This window comes from Nocardia mangyaensis (assembly GCF_001886715.1).
GTDB classification, from domain to species: Bacteria; Actinomycetota; Actinomycetes; order Mycobacteriales; family Mycobacteriaceae; genus Nocardia; species Nocardia mangyaensis.
In genome coordinates this window covers 217,266-231,741 of the sequence record NZ_CP018082.1, presented here as the reverse complement: position 1 = coordinate 231,741, position 14,476 = coordinate 217,266, and the positions used below count along the sequence as shown (strand labels likewise).

Sequence of the window (14,476 nt, the reverse complement as noted above, 5' to 3'; positions counted from 1 at the left end):
TGGGTAGACCTTGTCGGCCGCGCCGCGCGCCGAGCCGGCCGATCATCGTAGGGTGGAGGCGTGACAGCGCACATCCGGCCCGACCTCGCCACCATCCCGGCCTATGTTCCCGGTCGTAACCACCCCGATGCGGTGAAGCTCGCGTCCAACGAGACGACCTTCGGCCCGCTGCCCAGCGCGGCCAAGGCGATCGCGGAGGCCGCTGAGCAGGCCAACCGGTACCCGGACAATCAGGTCACCGAGCTGCGGACGGCGCTGGCGGGGTTCCTCGACGTGAGTGTCGCCCAGGTCGCGGTCGGCTGCGGCAGCGTCGCGCTGTGCCAGGAACTCGTGCAGATCACCTGCGACGCACCCACCGACGAGGTGGTCTTCGCGTGGCGCTCGTTCGAGGCATATCCGATCGTCACACAGGTGGGTAATGCCACCGCGGTGCCGGTGCCGCTGACCGAGGGCCATCTGCACGATCTGGACGCGATGGCCGCGGCGGTCACCGAGCGCACCAAGCTGATCTTCGTCTGCAACCCGAACAATCCGACCGGCACCGCGCACGGCCGTGCCGAGCTGGAGCGGTTCCTCGACCGGGTGCCGGCGCACGTGCTCGTCGTGCTCGACGAGGCCTACTACGAGTACCTGCGACTGACCCCGGCGACGCGCCCCGACGGCGTCGAGATCGCGCGGACCCGGCCGAACGTGGTCGTGCTCCGCACCTTCTCCAAGGCCTACGGTCTGGCCGGACTACGGGTGGGATACGCGGTGGGCGATCCCGAGGTGATCACCGCGCTGCTGAAGGTGCACATCCCGTTCAGCGTGAACCGGGTGGCGCAGGCGGCCGCGATCGCCTCGCTGGAGGCGCGTGGCGAACTGCTCGATCGCACCGAGTTGCTGGTGGCCGAGCGCGGCCGGGTGCGCTCGGCGCTGCTCGCCGCGGGCTATGCGATGCCACCGAGCGAGGCCAATTTCGTGTGGCTGCCGCTGGGCGCGCGCACCGTGGAATTCGCCGAGGCCAGTGCGGCGGCGGGGGTACTGGTCCGCCCGTTCGCCGGAGACGGCGTGCGGGTGACGATCGGCGATCCGCACGAGAACGACCAGTTCCTCGCCTTCGCCACCGGCCCGGAGGCCGCCCCATTCCGTCAGACCAGCACACGGTCAGCATCCCTTGACGCGAGTCCAGGGGGCATTACCGCGATTTCGAGCACACCGCCAGCACACCGGTCGTAGGCTGATCTCACGCTGATTTCGGTGTTCGAACAGGACGAATATGCACGGGGCGATGATCGGTCGATTACCTGGTCGGCGCGCGCCACCGGTCGAGCGGAGTGTTCTCGGCGGGCGATCGACCCGCATCTCGGGTCCGCCCGCACGGCCCTGCACCCGCTGCCCGACCGGAGATGTACCGTGAACCAACGCTCCCGCCCTGCTGTCTGCGAAAAGCCCACCACCGCACCTACTTTGGACGACACGAGCGATCTCGTCACCACACCCGACACCGAGCTCGACCGTCGGCTGCGCGAATGCGACGAGTTCTTCCGCAACCCCGAACTCGGGCATCTGCCCACCCAGCGACGCCTCGGCGCACTCGCCGAACTGCGCGAAACCGGCACCTATCGACAGACCGCCGAGGAGATATTGATCGGCGCGAAACTGGCTTGGCGCAACCACGCTCGCTGCGTGGGCCGCAAACACTGGCGGTCGCTGAAACTGCTCGACGCGCGCCGAGTTACTTCCGCGCACGAGCTTTCCGAAGTGTGCTGGCAACATCTACGACTGGCCACCAATGGCGGCGCCATCCAGTCGATGATCACGGTGGGCCCCCCGCGTGATCCCGGCGGTGCCGAATACCGCATCGAGAGTTCCCAGTTGATCCGCTATGCCGGATACCGCAACGGTGACGGCACCGTCACCGGCGATCCGGCCAATATCGCCGCCACCGAGCAGGCACTCGCGCTGGGCTGGCACGGCGAGCGGACACCCTTCGACGTGTTGCCCGTTCTGATCAGCACGCCCACCGAGGACCTGCAGTACTTCGACGTCCCCCGCGAACTCGTTCGCGAAGTCGAGCTGAGCCACCCCGACTACCCGTGGTTCGCCGGGCTCGGCCTGAAATGGCATGCGCTGCCCGCGGTCTCGAACATGGACCTCGAGGTCGGCGGTGTCACCTACTCCTTCGCCCCGTTCAACGGCTGGTACGTCGGCACCGAGATCGGCGCGCGCAATCTCAGCGACAGCGACCGCTACAACATGCTCCCCCTGATCGCCGACATGATGGGTCTGGACACCTCATCGGTGCGCACGCTCTGGCGCGACAAGGCCCTGATCGAACTGAATCACGCTGTCCTGCACAGTTTCCGCACCTCGGGAGTGCACATGGTCGACCATCACACGGTCGCCAAGCAGTTCTGCGACCACGTCCAGCGCGAGGAATCCGCCGGCCGGGCCTGTCCCACCGACTGGAGCTGGGTCAACCCGCCGATCTCCTCCGGACTCACGCCCACCTTCCACCGCTACTACGACCCGCCCGACCTGGACGTGCGCCCCAACTTCGTCCGCAGGGACTGAGTGAATCCGGCCCCTGACCGGGGGTGTTTGGCCCGAAACCGACCGGGTATTTGCTGCCACGTAGCTGATCACCAACAACCCAGCGGAGCCCGGATGGCTCCCGGTAGGAGGGATCACGATGAGCAGAGCAACCTTGGATTCCCTGATCGGCGCGACCGCGTACGACGCGCACGGCGAGAAGATCGGCAAGGTCAAGCAGATCTATCTGGAGAACGCGACGGGTTCGCCGACCTGGGCCTCGGTCTCGACCGGGCTGTTCCACGGCGACTCCCTGGTGCCGCTGGCCGGCGCCGAGCACCAACCCGACCAGGACGCGCTGCGCCTTCGAGTCGACAAGAACGAGGTGAAATCCGCGCCGCATCTCGACGAGGGCGGCCGGATCAGTCCGGCAGCCGAGCAGGAACTGTTCGCGCACTACCATGTCGATCCGCGGGCCGCGGGCTGGAACACCTACGGCCGTCAGCAGATTCGGCCCGGTGCCGACGAACCGATGACGCACGGCCAACGCGCCGAGGATTCGGTCATCCGCTCGGAGGAACAGCTGCGCGTCGAGACCGACAGCGAGGAGGTCGGCACCGCCCGGCTGCGCAAGTACGTCGTGGAGGAGGAGCAGACCTTCACGGTGCCCACGACGCACGAGGAGGTCCGCGTCGAACGTGAGCCGATCACCGGCGAGCGCGGGCCGACCGAGATCGGCGAGGAGGAACGCGAGGTCCTTCTGCACGCCGATCAGGTGCACGTCGACAAGGAGGCCGTTCCCGTCGAGCGGGTGCGGCTGGCGGTCGACGAGGTCGACGACGAGCAGCAGGTGTCCGGCACCGTACGCAAGGAACGCGTGGAAACCGAAGGAGTGCAGGACGATCCGCGCCGGACCTAGTCAGGTGACGGACGGCACCTTCGCCGCCCCGGCCGGGCATCATCGGTGATCGGCCGGGGCACTCGCGGCCACCGCGAGCGCGGCGGCTGGGCGATCAGCTGACCAACCGGTACACCGAGAACGCCAGGAGCAGGACGCAGACAGCCATGCCGATGTAGCCGAGCACCTGACCGGGCGCACTCCGGCGCTCGGGCGTGAGCGCGCCCTTCGCGAACGTGTTCGCAGGCGCCGTGTAGTGGACCTCGGTGGCGTATCCGGGGAAAACCTGCAGCGCGACGGCGCCGCCGCCGTACTCCATCCCCAGCTGACTCGAATCGACGGTCACCGTGTGTACACCGGGCGGACCCGGCACGAAGTTGGCCCCCCACTGCGCATTCGGGACCGGATAGCCGTTGACTCGAATCTTCACCCCGATGCCGAAGGCGATCGGCATCTTCCAGGCGTAGACGGTGATCCCGGTCTGGCCCGGGACGGTGCGGAACTGTGGCGGCGCCGGAACGGCGAACCCGGGCACGGGACCGGTCATGAGAATTCCCCCTCGCACACATTCGTCGCCGCTCGATGATGACGACTCACAATCTGCAGACGGGGCGGGCCCGGCACGAAGTGTTTCGTCAGGCCCCGACCCGACAATGGCGGAGACGGAGGGATTTGAACCCCCGGTGGTTTTTTACGCCACGCTCGCTTTCAAGGCGAGTGCATTCGGCCGCTCTGCCACATCTCCCTGCTGGGGGATCTTAGCTGAGCCGTCCGTCTCGTCGCGATTCCGGGCTCGCCCGCCATCGCGACCAGCTCAGGTGCGGATCGTCGTGGCGGGCGACTGGGGCGCTGGGCCGGCACCCGAGAGGTGACCGACTTCAGCTGTCCTTGAAGGGGTTGAAGGTCTTTCCGACGAGGTAGCCCAGGCGGATGGGCAGGGGCTTCATGACGGCGGCGGAGATCTTGTTGACGGTACCCGGGACGCACACGGGTTTGCCTTTCATCACGGCTGCCCAGCCCTCGGTGACGACGGCGTCGGGCTGCTGCCAGAGGATGCCGGGCAGGTGGTCGGCCTTGTCCCGAGTGCCCATCACATCGTGAAACTCGGTGCGGGTGAAGCCGGGGCACAGGGCGGTGACATGGATGCCGTGGGGTTTGAGTTCCATATCCAGGGCTTGCGAGGCGTTGAGGACGTAGGACTTGACGCCGGTGTAGAGCAGGCCGGCGCCGGGTGGGGCGAACGCGGCGACCGAGGACAGGTTGACGATGCGGCCCCAGTGGCGCTCCTTCATGCCGGGGATGACCAGGTGGGCGAGTTCGGTCGGGGCGGTCACCATCAGCTGGATCTCCCCGGCCAGGGCGTCCCACGGGGTGTCGGCGAACGCGGTCTTGCCCGACAGGCCCGCGTTGTTGATCAGGACGTCGATGTCCAGGCCCTGCTGTTCGGCGTGGTCCACGATCGCGGCGGGGGCAGCGGGGTCGGTGAGGTCGGCGGCGAAAACCTCGCAGCGCACATCGTGGCGTTCGGCCAGCTGTGTGGCGAGCTCCTGCAGGCGATCGGCGCGACGGGCGACGAGTAGCAGCTGGTAGCCGCTTGCGGCCAGATGGTGGGCGAATGCCGCGCCGATGCCGGCGGACGCGCCGGTGATCAGGGCGGTGCGGGGGGATGTGGTCATGGTTCCTTCGCTCGGGTGGGGGTCGAGAGGTGGGGGTCGTCAGGCAGGTGGGCCGGGCAGCTCGCGGGGGCCGGGGGTGAAGTCGGGCCGAGCTGTGCCGATGTCGCCGCGGTACTCACCGACCGGGCCGGTGAGCAGGAAGGGCCGGGGGACGCGACGCTGAGCGTCGGTGAATCCCCAGGTGCCCATGCCCAGGTAGACCCCGGGCGCGGCACGGCGTAGCTCGTCCACCATGTGGATCGACCCGCACATCGAGGTGTAGGCGCGATAGACGAGCGTGTAGGCCGGGGCGCCGTCGTAGCGCGACGGGGCGATCAGCGTGCGCATCGGGTAGCGCTGCCGGACCCGCCCGAACTCGCGGAAGGTGTTGTAGCCGCGCCCGCCGTTGGCGTCGACGGGCCGGAATGCCTTGCACAGCCACGGCCCGAGCGGGTTGGCCACGGCCACTTTTCCGGTCACCATGGCGAACAGATTCGGCTGGGCGAGCAGGGCGGCGGTGTACTCGCCGTCGATCTCGGCGATCGTGGGGGCTTCCAGATCGGTGAACAGCGCGAGCAGCTCGCTGGTGTCGAGCCGGCGCAGCTCGGCGGCCGCGTTGTCGGTGTCCATGGGAACCAGCCTCATCTCGAAAGATCTTGAACGTCGCTCAAGAAGCGTAGCGCCTTCTTGAGTGCCGCTCAAGATAGGGTGGTGAAGTGCCAAGGAATCGACGCCCGCAGAATCGCGAGGAGAAGCGCGAGGAGATCATCGCCGCCGCGCAACGCCTGCTCATCGACGACGGCTTCGAATCCGCGTCCACGGCGCGGATCGCCAAGAGCGCGGGAGTCACTGTCAATACGATCTACTGGTATTTCAAGGACAAGGACGAGTTGCTCATCGAGGTCCTGGACCGCGTCCTGGCCGAGGCACTCGCCGCCTACGCGGCGATCGACAGCCTGTCGTTGAACGACCGCCTGCTGTGGGTGGTCGACCAGCTGGAGCAGCTGCGCGGGCTCGTCAACACCGTGCACGCCCGCGCCGCGAGTTCCCCCGCCATCGACACCTGGCACACCGCGTTCCACCAGCTGGCCGACGCGCTGTTCGCCGACAACCTCCGCACCGCTGGAGTCACCGAGACCGACCTCCCGGCCATGTCGGCCATCGGGACCTTCGTCATCGAAGGACTTCTCACCCATCAGCGCGACGACGCGGACAAGCGAGCGGTCATCGACCTGCTCGTACGCAGCCTCACCGCCGCCTCCGATCGACCCGGGCCGAACTGACCCCGGCAGCCGTGCGAGATCGGTGACGATATTTCCGTGTGGGTGCTCGCGGTCGGGCATCGGCGCGTGGAGGATCGGTATCCATGCACGCAATCGAGTTGAATGGGTTCGGTGGGCCCGAGGTGATGGAGTGGACCGTGACGGTCGATCCGGAGCCCGGGCCAGGGGAAGTTCTGGTCGAGGTCATCGCGGCGGGGGTGAACCGGGCCGATCTGTTGCAGCGGCGGGGGTTGTATCCGCCGCCCGCTGACGCGAGTTCGGTGTTGGGGCTGGAGTGTTCGGGGACGATCGTCGCGCTCGGGACGGGAGTGACCGACTGGCAGGTGGGCGATCGGGTGTGCGCGCTGCTGTCGGGGGGCGGGTACGCGGAGGTGGTCGCGGTGCCGGCCACCCAACTGCTGCCGATCCCGGACGGGCTCGATCCCGTCGCAGCCGCGGGGCTGCCCGAGGTGGCGGCCACGGTGTGGTCGAACCTGGTGATGACCGCGGGGATGCGGGCTGGGCAGTTGGTGTTGCTCCACGGTGGTGGGGGTGGGATCGGGACGCACGCGATTCAGGTGGCTCGGCGGTGCGGTGCGCGGGTGGCGGTGACGGCGGGGTCGGACGAGAAGCTGGCCCGGTGCGCCGAATTGGGGGCCGAGGTGCTGATCAACTATCGGACGCAGGACTTCGTCGAGGTGATCGCGAGCGAGTCGCCGGCGGGTGCCGACATCATTCTCGACAACATGGGCGCGACGTATCTGGAGCGCAATGTGGAGGCACTGGCCCCGCACGGGCAGCTGGTGGTGATCGGCATGCAGGGCGGCGTCAACGGCACGTTGAACCTGGGTGCGCTGCTGCGCAAGTGGGGCACGGTGCACGCCACCAATGTGCGCAGCAGGCCGCGGACCGGCGTCGGCAGCAAGGCCGAGATCGTGGCGGCGGTGCGAGCACAGTTGTGGCCGCAGGTCGCCGCGGGTGACGTTGTTCCGGTGATCTCGGCGGAGGTGCCGATCGCGGAGGCGGCGCGGGCACACGAGATGCTCGACGAGCCGGACACCTTCGGCAAGGTGATCCTGCGTCTCCGCGACTGACCGACGCGGTCGGGACCGCGCTCGTGGTCACCCCGCGGGAGGGCCGGTCGCCGACCGCGACGCCGACGTCACCGGTGGTGGTCGGCGGGTCTACTCGAGGGTGATGAGCGCGCGGCCGAGCTGGTCGATCTCGTAGCGAGTCGTATAGGGAGCCAGCCCGATGGTGACAGCGCCACCCTCGTCGTTGACCCCGAGCGCGTCGAGCAACCGGCTCCCGCCGTGCACCCCGCTGACCGTGCCGATCCGATTGTCGGCGAGCTTGGCCGCCACCTTCTCCGCCTGCATCCCGGCCATCGTGAAGCTGACGGTGGGGATGCGGGTGGAGGCGCGGCCGATCACGGTGAGGCCCTCGACCTTCTCCAGCACCTGCATCAGATGATCGAAGAGCTGATCGTGGTAGTCCTGCAGCGAGGTGATCGACATCTCCAGCCGCTCGCGACGGGTGCCGGTGGCGCGATCGTCGAGCGCGGCGAGGAAGTCGATCGACTCGGTGAGCCCGGCCAGCAGGGCGTACTGGTGTCCGCCCACCTCGAGCCGTTCAGCGCCCTTGGCATAGGGATTGAGCGACATCGACGGGATCCGGTCGAGGAAGGCCGGGTCGCGGAAGACCAGCGCGCCCACCTGCGGGCCGCCCCACGACGGTGCGCTCAGCGCCACCACATCGGCGTTGAGCTCGTCGATGTCGATCAGCGCGTACGGCGCGGCGCCGAACGCGTCGGCGACCAGCAGGCCCCCGACGTCGTGCACCCGGTCGGCGGCCACCCGGACCGCGGGCGCGGAGCCGACGATCGGGGACGCGGCGGTGAGCGCGACCAGGCGCGCGGTCGGGCCGATCAGTTCCTCGAACTGCCACGACGGCATCTCGCAGGTCTCGATCTCCACCTCGGCCCAGCGCACGTGCGCGCCGTAGCGGTTGGCGATGCGCAGCCACGGCGCGACGTTGGCCTCGTCGTCGAGGCGCGAGAGCACGATGCCGGTACCGAGGCCAAGGCGCGAGCTCAGCGATTCCGCCAGCCAGGCCAGCAGCACCGCACGATCGGGTCCGAGCACGACGCCGGCCGGATCTCCGCCGACCAGGTCGGCGACCGCCTCGCGGGCGGCGTCGAGAATGGCGCCGCTGCGTGTCGCCGCACCGTGGCGGCCGATGTGCGAAAACGAGGAGGTACGGAAACCCGTTGAGACGGCACGCGATACCGAATCGGGAACCAGCATCCCCGCCTGCGGGTCAAGATGGATCCAGCCGTCGCCGAGGGACGGTATCAGGCCCCGAACCCTCGCGACGTCATAAGTCATGGAGGCCACTTTAAGGGCAGCGGGCCTCGCGGGGTAACCGCGTGGGGGTTTTCGCGCGAAGCCGACACACACGCAATGATGGGGATATGACGCACTCGGAGGATGTCCCCGAATCCATCGTCGTGATCGGTCCCGACGGCCGTCCGCTCACCGTGCCCGCCGACGCCGATGGCGCGGCCGCCTTCACCGGACAGGTCGTCCCCGACGACGAGAAGGCCGACGACGGGAGCGGCGAGTCGCTGGCCGACATGGTCGAGCAGCCCGCCAAGGTGATGCGCATCGGCACCATGATCAAACAGTTGCTCGAAGAGGTGCGCGCGGCACCGCTCGACGACGCCAGCCGCTCGCGCCTCAAGCAGATCCACAAGTCCTCGGTCCGCGAGCTCGAGCAGGGCCTGGCCCCCGAGCTGCGCGAGGAGCTGGAACGGCTGACCCTGCCCTTCACCGAGGAGTCGGTGCCCTCGGACGCGGAACTGCGCATCGCCCAGGCCCAGCTGGTCGGCTGGCTGGAGGGCCTCTTCCACGGCATCCAGACCGCGCTGTTCGCCCAGCAGATGGCCGCGCGCGCCCAGCTCGAACAGATGCGTCAAGGGGCGCTGCCGCCGGGCATGCACACCGTCGATCCCAAAGCGGGCGGTCACGTCGGCGGCGGGCAATACCTGTAGAGCCGGTCACCCTGAACCGCCGAAGGCGGGTTCGCGGCCGGCCCCGATCTGGACTGACCAGAGGGTGCGACGAAGGAGTACCCGGCGGGAGGGAAGATCGGGGCCCTCGGGGCCGCGAACACCCGGCGCCAGCCGGAATACAACACTGTAGTGTCGGGGACCGTGCCCGCCGCCTCCGCTCGCCCCGAATCGGTCTCCGACCAGAGTGACGCGCGTCCCGAAGAGAGCCCCGTGCCTTCCGAAGACAACACCGACGGTTCAGCCACCGACGTCCAGCGCGAGCTGACCGAAGTAGCCGAAGCCGAGCACACAGCCGACGCACCGCTGGTCGTCACAACCCCGATGGTGTCGGACTCGCAGACGTTCAAGCGCGCGTTCAAGGACATGCGCGAGGGCCTCCATCAACGCGAGCTGTGGTTGTCGCTGGGCTGGCAGGACATCAAGCAGCGGTATCGCCGGTCGGTACTCGGTCCGTTCTGGATCACCATCGCGACCGGTCTGCAGGCGCTGGCGATGGGCCTGCTGTATTCGACTTTGCTCAATCAGCCGATCAGTGAGTATCTGCCCTATGTGACGATCGGCCTGATCGTCTGGAATGTCATCAGTGCCGCGATTCTCGACGGCTCCGATGTATTCATCGCCAATGAGGGTCTGATCAAGCAGTTGCCCTCGGCGCTGAGCGTGCACGTCTATCGACTGGTGTGGCGACAATTCCTCTTCTTCCTCCACAATGCGGCGATCTACCTCTTGCTGCTGGCGGTGTTCTCGATCTGGCGTGATCTCGACGCCTCGGTGCTGCTGGTGATCCCCGCGGTCCTGCTGCTGTTCCTCAACGCGATGTGGATCTCGATCGCGTTCGGCATCTTCGCCACCCGCTACCGCGACATCGCCCCGATCCTCGGCTCGATGACGCTGATGCTGTTCGTGCTGACCCCGGTCATGTGGTCGACGAAGGCGCTGGAGAACTCGGTCGGCGGGATGAGCGATCGCGCCCGGCTGGTCGAGATCGTGCCCACCTTCCACTACCTCGAGATCGTGCGCGCCCCCCTGCTGGGCGAACCGTCGGCGCTGCGGCACTGGGTGATCGTCGGCGTGATCACGCTGATCGGCTGGATCGTCGCGATCCTGGCGCTCAAGCAGTACCGTGCCCGCGTCCCGTACTGGGTTTAGGAGCAGACTCCGATGAGCCGTGTGAGTATCGAAACCCATGAGGCGTGGGTCGAGTTCCCCATCTTCGACGCCAAGTCGCGGTCGCTGAAGAAGGCGTTCCTGGGCAAGGCGGGCGGCGCGATCGGGCGCAACAGCTCCGATGTGGTGGTCGTCGAGGCGCTGCGCGACATCAACCTCTCGCTGAAAGAAGGCGACCGGATCGGTCTGGTCGGCCACAACGGCGCGGGCAAGTCGACGCTGCTGCGGCTGCTGTCGGGTATCTACGAACCCTCGCGCGGCAGTGCCCGCATCCGCGGCCGGGTGGCCCCGGTGTTCGACCTCGGTGTCGGCATGGACCCGGAGATCTCCGGCTACGAGAACATCATCATCCGCGGTCTGTTCCTCGGGCAGACGCGTAAGCAGATGCTGGCCAAGATCGACGAGATCGCCGATTTCACCGAACTCGGTGAGTACCTGTCGATGCCGCTGCGCACCTACTCCACCGGCATGCGGGTGCGGCTGGCGATGGGCGTGGTGACTTCCATCGACCCCGAGATCCTGCTGCTCGACGAGGGCATCGGCGCGGTCGACGCGGAGTTCATGAAGAAGGCCCGCACCCGGCTGCAGTCGCTGGTCGCGCGCTCGGGCATCCTGGTCTTCGCCAGCCATTCCAACGAGTTCCTGGCCCAGCTCTGCGATACCGCGATGTGGATCGACCACGGGCAGATCCGCTTGCACGGCGGAATCGAAGAAGTTGTGCGAGCGTACGAGGGTCCCGAGGCGGGTAATCACGTGGCACAGGTGCTGCGTGAACTGGAGACCGAGGGTGCGACGGGCGAGAAGGAACTGGAGCAGAACCAGGCATGAGCGGTCAACGGCCGGAGGCGGCAGCGCAGCGTAACCACGGAGGCCGTCCGAGCATGCCCGGAGTTACCGCATGAGCGGTCAACGGCCGGAGAAGAGCCAGCCCAGTGTGCCCGGCGGGTTCAGCATGACCGACCGGTTGGAAGCGACCGATGCCCCGGTCGAACCCGCGGCGGTCCTGCCCGATGACGCCGAGCTGCCCGAGGGCGCGGAACTGGCCGATCTGCGGACCGAGACCGGCCCCCAGGCGCGGATCGTCGCGGTGGTCGTCACGCACAAGCGCCGGGAACTGCTGGCCGAGTCGTTGAAGGTGCTGGCCTCGCAGTCGCGGCCCGTCGACCATCTGATCGTGGTCGACAACGCCAACGAGGACGCGGTCGCGGAGCTGGTCGCCCAGCAGCCGATCGAGGCGACCTACCTGGGTTCGCGGCACAATCTCGGCGGCGCGGGCGGTTTCGCCCTCGGCATGCTGCACGCGCTCACCCTCGGCGCGGACTGGGTCTGGCTGGCCGATGACGACGGCCGCCCCGACGGCCCCGAGGTGCTGGCCACGCTGATCGATTGCGCGCGCAGGCACGATCTGGTCGAGGTCTCGCCAGTGGTCTGCGACATCGACGAACCCGACCGTCTCGCCTTCCCGCTGCGTCGCGGCGTGGTGTGGCGGCGGCTGCGCTCCGAGCTCGGCGACGAGGACTTCCTGCCCGGCATCGCCTCGCTGTTCAACGGGGCGCTGATCTCGGCCAAGGCCGTCGACCTGATCGGCGTGCCCGACCTGCGCCTGTTCGTGCGCGGCGACGAGGTCGAGGTGCATCGTCGGCTGGTCCGCTCGGGTCTGCCGTTCGGCACCTGCCTGCAGACCGCCTACCTGCATCCCAACGGCGCCGAGGAATTCAAGCCGATCCTCGGCGGTCGTATGCACACCCAATACCCGGACGACCCGGTGAAGCGCTATTTCACCTATCGCAACCGCGGCTACCTGATGTCACAGCCGGGCATGCGGAAGTTGTTGCCGCAGGAGTGGATCCGCTTCTCCTGGTTCTTCCTGGTGACCCGCCGCGATCCGGCCGGACTCAAGGAATGGTTCCGGCTGCGCTCCCTTGGCCGCAACGAGCATTTCGGCAAACCCGAATAGCCCCGGAAACTCAGGGTAGTTCGCTCTGGTAAAGAGCGGCGGTTCCGTCTTACGATGCGAGATGTGACCTTCAGAAAGAGTTTCGCATCCGCCGCGGCGACCGTGCTCGCCGGCGCCGCGCTCTGTCTCGCCGCGCCGGGCACCGCGCACGCCGCCGACCCCTGCCGGCTCGGCTGGTCCAATGTGGGCCCGCGTACCTGCGCGATGACCGACGTACGGACCGCCCCGGTCGCCTTCCTCGGCGACGGCGTCTGCGTGGGCATTCTGAACGTGTCGGGCAACGCGTTCGACGGCCCACTCGCCGAGTACACCGAGGCACCCGGCGCCGCCCACGCGGTGGTGTTGCGGATCGGCCAGGGCTTCTCCCCGCTGGGCACCTGGGCGCCGACCGTGCTGGCCTGCGACGTGCACCTCGTCGTCGAATGGCACAACCTCGACCACGGCAACACCGGTTCGGTGACCCGGTTCGTCCCCGCCGCGCGCACGAACAATTCGCCAGAGATCGTGCTCGCCGACACCGGACCGGGCCGGGTGCAGTTGACCGTCCGCACCGACCGGCCGAACCTGCCGCAGTCGGTCGAGATCTTCGTGCCGTAGTCGGGCCGAGCTGGTCGCGGCTCGGCCGTGACCACCGGGGGGCGGCTACTCCCGGCGGTACGAAAATCAGTTGCGGAGTCCTCGGGCCGTGGGGCAGAGTCGAGGTCGAACGTTGGAGAGGAGGTGGATGTCCGTGAGCACACACGTGTGGATTGCCGTGCCCGGGCGGCGCGCTTGTGCACCCGCCCTGGTTGCTCCGGACATCACCTCACCTCGCTGAATCCGCTCGTTCGGGTTCGGCACCCGACGAAGGATTACCCATCATGGTCGACTACGACCGTCTCGTCCCTTACGGCTGGACCGAAGCCGTAGCCAACGAATACCTCCCCCAGCTCGACCCCGATCGCACACCGGCCCGGATCGTCCGGATGGACCGCAGCGAATGCGATGTGGCGACACCGAGCGGACCGGCCAGGGCCACCTGTACCCGCGACCTCACCGGTCTGTGTACCGGCGACTGGGTCGGCCTCGACTCCGAAGGCACTGTGCGACAACTGTTGCCGCGACGCTCAGCGATCGTCCGGTCGTCGGTCTCGGGTCGATCCGTCGCCCAGGTGCTGGCCGCCAATGTCGACACCGTGCTGATCTGCACCGCCGCCGACGGCGATGTGGACCTCGGACGGATCGAGCGCATGCTCGCCCTCGCCTGGGAGAGCAACGCCCAGCCGATCGTGGTGCTCACCAAAGCCGATGCGGCCGAGGACATCCCACTCGACGTGGTGCGCGCGATCGCGCCCGGTGCGACGGTACTCGCGGTGAGCGCCGCCGCCGAGGTGGGGCTGGATGTGCTGACCGCGTTGCTCGACGGCACCGTCGCGCTGATCGGTCCGTCCGGCGCGGGCAAGTCGACCCTCGCCAACGCGCTGCTCGGCGAGGAGGTGTTCGCCACCAACGCGGTGCGCGCGGTCGACGGCAAGGGCCGCCACACCACCGTGCACCGGGAATTGCGGGCGCTACCCGGGGGCGGCACGCTGATCGACACGCCAGGTCTGCGTGGCATCGGCCTCCACGACGCCGCCGAGGGCCTCAGCAAGACCTTCAGCGATATCGAATCCCTCACCGCCGATTGCCGTTTCACCGACTGCGCGCACGAGTCCGAACCCGGCTGCGCGGTCCTGGCCGCCGTCGACAACGGCACGCTGCCCGAACGCCGCCTGGCCAGCTACCGCAAACTCGCCAAGGAGAACGAGTACCAAGCAGCCAAAACCGACAAACGCCTGGCCGCCGAACGCGAAAAGGTCTGGCGCGACATCACCAAATTCCAGCGCCGCCACTACCGAGCCCGCGGTCACCGCTGACTGGGCGAGTGATCACCACGCTCTGGTGGCGGCAACGGCCGAGAGCCGACGCCAC

Annotated in this window: 14 protein-coding genes, 1 tRNA gene and 1 pseudogene; 11 read left to right on the top strand and 5 right to left on the bottom strand. The window is 68.1% G+C overall.

The annotated features are described in order from the left end of the window. Positions 1 to 60: 60 nt before the first annotated feature. The 3 genes and pseudogenes from hisC to BOX37_RS01025 all read left to right on the top strand — a co-directional run. Positions 61 to 1,149: pseudogene (gene hisC, locus BOX37_RS01035) on the top strand (histidinol-phosphate transaminase); the annotation flags it as partial. Between the two features lie 300 nt (positions 1,150 to 1,449). Next, positions 1,450 to 2,556: a nitric oxide synthase oxygenase gene (locus BOX37_RS01030; protein ID WP_071925809.1), complete on the top strand. Its 1,107-nt coding sequence runs from the start codon at positions 1,450 to 1,452 to the stop codon at positions 2,554 to 2,556. A gap of 118 nt (positions 2,557 to 2,674) precedes the next feature. After that, complete coding sequence (locus BOX37_RS01025; protein ID WP_071925808.1) at positions 2,675 to 3,433, top strand: PRC and DUF2382 domain-containing protein; 759 nt, start codon at positions 2,675 to 2,677, stop codon at positions 3,431 to 3,433. A gap of 94 nt (positions 3,434 to 3,527) precedes the next feature. On the opposite strand, the gene BOX37_RS01020 is transcribed toward BOX37_RS01025, so the two are convergent. The 4 genes from BOX37_RS01020 to BOX37_RS01005 form a co-directional block, all read right to left on the bottom strand. Further along, complete coding sequence (locus tag BOX37_RS01020; RefSeq protein WP_071925807.1) at positions 3,528 to 3,959, bottom strand: hypothetical protein; 432 nt, start codon at positions 3,957 to 3,959, stop codon at positions 3,528 to 3,530. A gap of 107 nt (positions 3,960 to 4,066) precedes the next feature. Next, a tRNA-Ser gene (locus BOX37_RS01015) sits at positions 4,067 to 4,157 on the bottom strand. Between the two features lie 133 nt (positions 4,158 to 4,290). Then, entirely contained in the window at positions 4,291 to 5,088 is a 798-nt protein-coding gene (locus BOX37_RS01010; protein WP_071925806.1) for an SDR family NAD(P)-dependent oxidoreductase, read from the bottom strand. A gap of 39 nt (positions 5,089 to 5,127) precedes the next feature. Beyond that, a complete protein-coding gene (locus tag BOX37_RS01005) occupies positions 5,128 to 5,697 on the bottom strand; it encodes a hypothetical protein (protein WP_071925805.1) in 570 nt (189 codons plus the stop codon). Positions 5,698 to 5,783: 86 nt separating this feature from the next. Between BOX37_RS01005 and BOX37_RS01000 the strand changes: the two genes are divergently transcribed. After that, positions 5,784 to 6,350 (top strand): TetR/AcrR family transcriptional regulator, encoded by a 567-nt coding sequence (locus BOX37_RS01000; protein ID WP_071925804.1) that lies wholly within the window; start codon positions 5,784 to 5,786, stop codon positions 6,348 to 6,350. Positions 6,351 to 6,433: 83 nt separating this feature from the next. Beyond that, entirely contained in the window at positions 6,434 to 7,423 is a 990-nt protein-coding gene (locus BOX37_RS00995; protein ID WP_071925803.1) for an NAD(P)H-quinone oxidoreductase, read from the top strand. Positions 7,424 to 7,513: 90 nt separating this feature from the next. Here the strand turns inward: BOX37_RS00995 and BOX37_RS00990 are convergent, their stop codons facing one another. Continuing rightward, on the bottom strand, positions 7,514 to 8,716 hold the full coding sequence (locus BOX37_RS00990) for a cysteine desulfurase-like protein (RefSeq protein ID WP_071925802.1): 1,203 nt from the start codon (positions 8,714 to 8,716) through the stop codon (positions 7,514 to 7,516). Positions 8,717 to 8,802: 86 nt separating this feature from the next. Here BOX37_RS00990 and BOX37_RS00985 point away from each other — a divergent pair, with 86 nt between their 5' ends. The 6 genes from BOX37_RS00985 (at position 8,803) to rsgA (ending at position 14,421) form a co-directional block, all read left to right on the top strand. After that, complete coding sequence (locus tag BOX37_RS00985) at positions 8,803 to 9,381, top strand: bacterial proteasome activator family protein (RefSeq protein WP_071925801.1); 579 nt, start codon at positions 8,803 to 8,805, stop codon at positions 9,379 to 9,381. Positions 9,382 to 9,723: 342 nt separating this feature from the next. Next, the gene (gene wzm / locus BOX37_RS00980; protein ID WP_071931082.1) at positions 9,724 to 10,551 is read left to right on the top strand and encodes a galactan export ABC transporter permease subunit Wzm/RfbD; all 828 of its coding nucleotides are present in this window, start codon (positions 9,724 to 9,726) and stop codon (positions 10,549 to 10,551) included. Positions 10,552 to 10,563: 12 nt separating this feature from the next. After that, positions 10,564 to 11,397: a galactan export ABC transporter ATP-binding subunit Wzt/RfbE gene (wzt, locus tag BOX37_RS00975; RefSeq protein ID WP_071925800.1), complete on the top strand. Its 834-nt coding sequence runs from the start codon at positions 10,564 to 10,566 to the stop codon at positions 11,395 to 11,397. Positions 11,398 to 11,467: 70 nt separating this feature from the next. Continuing rightward, on the top strand, positions 11,468 to 12,526 hold the full coding sequence (gene glfT1, locus BOX37_RS00970; protein ID WP_240505162.1) for a galactofuranosyltransferase GlfT1: 1,059 nt from the start codon (positions 11,468 to 11,470) through the stop codon (positions 12,524 to 12,526). A gap of 63 nt (positions 12,527 to 12,589) precedes the next feature. Beyond that, positions 12,590 to 13,123: a hypothetical protein gene (locus BOX37_RS00965; protein WP_240505161.1), complete on the top strand. Its 534-nt coding sequence runs from the start codon at positions 12,590 to 12,592 to the stop codon at positions 13,121 to 13,123. A 263-nt stretch (positions 13,124 to 13,386) separates the two neighbouring features. Beyond that, positions 13,387 to 14,421: a ribosome small subunit-dependent GTPase A gene (gene rsgA / locus BOX37_RS00960; protein ID WP_071925799.1), complete on the top strand. Its 1,035-nt coding sequence runs from the start codon at positions 13,387 to 13,389 to the stop codon at positions 14,419 to 14,421. The last annotated feature ends 55 nt before the right edge of the window (positions 14,422 to 14,476 follow it).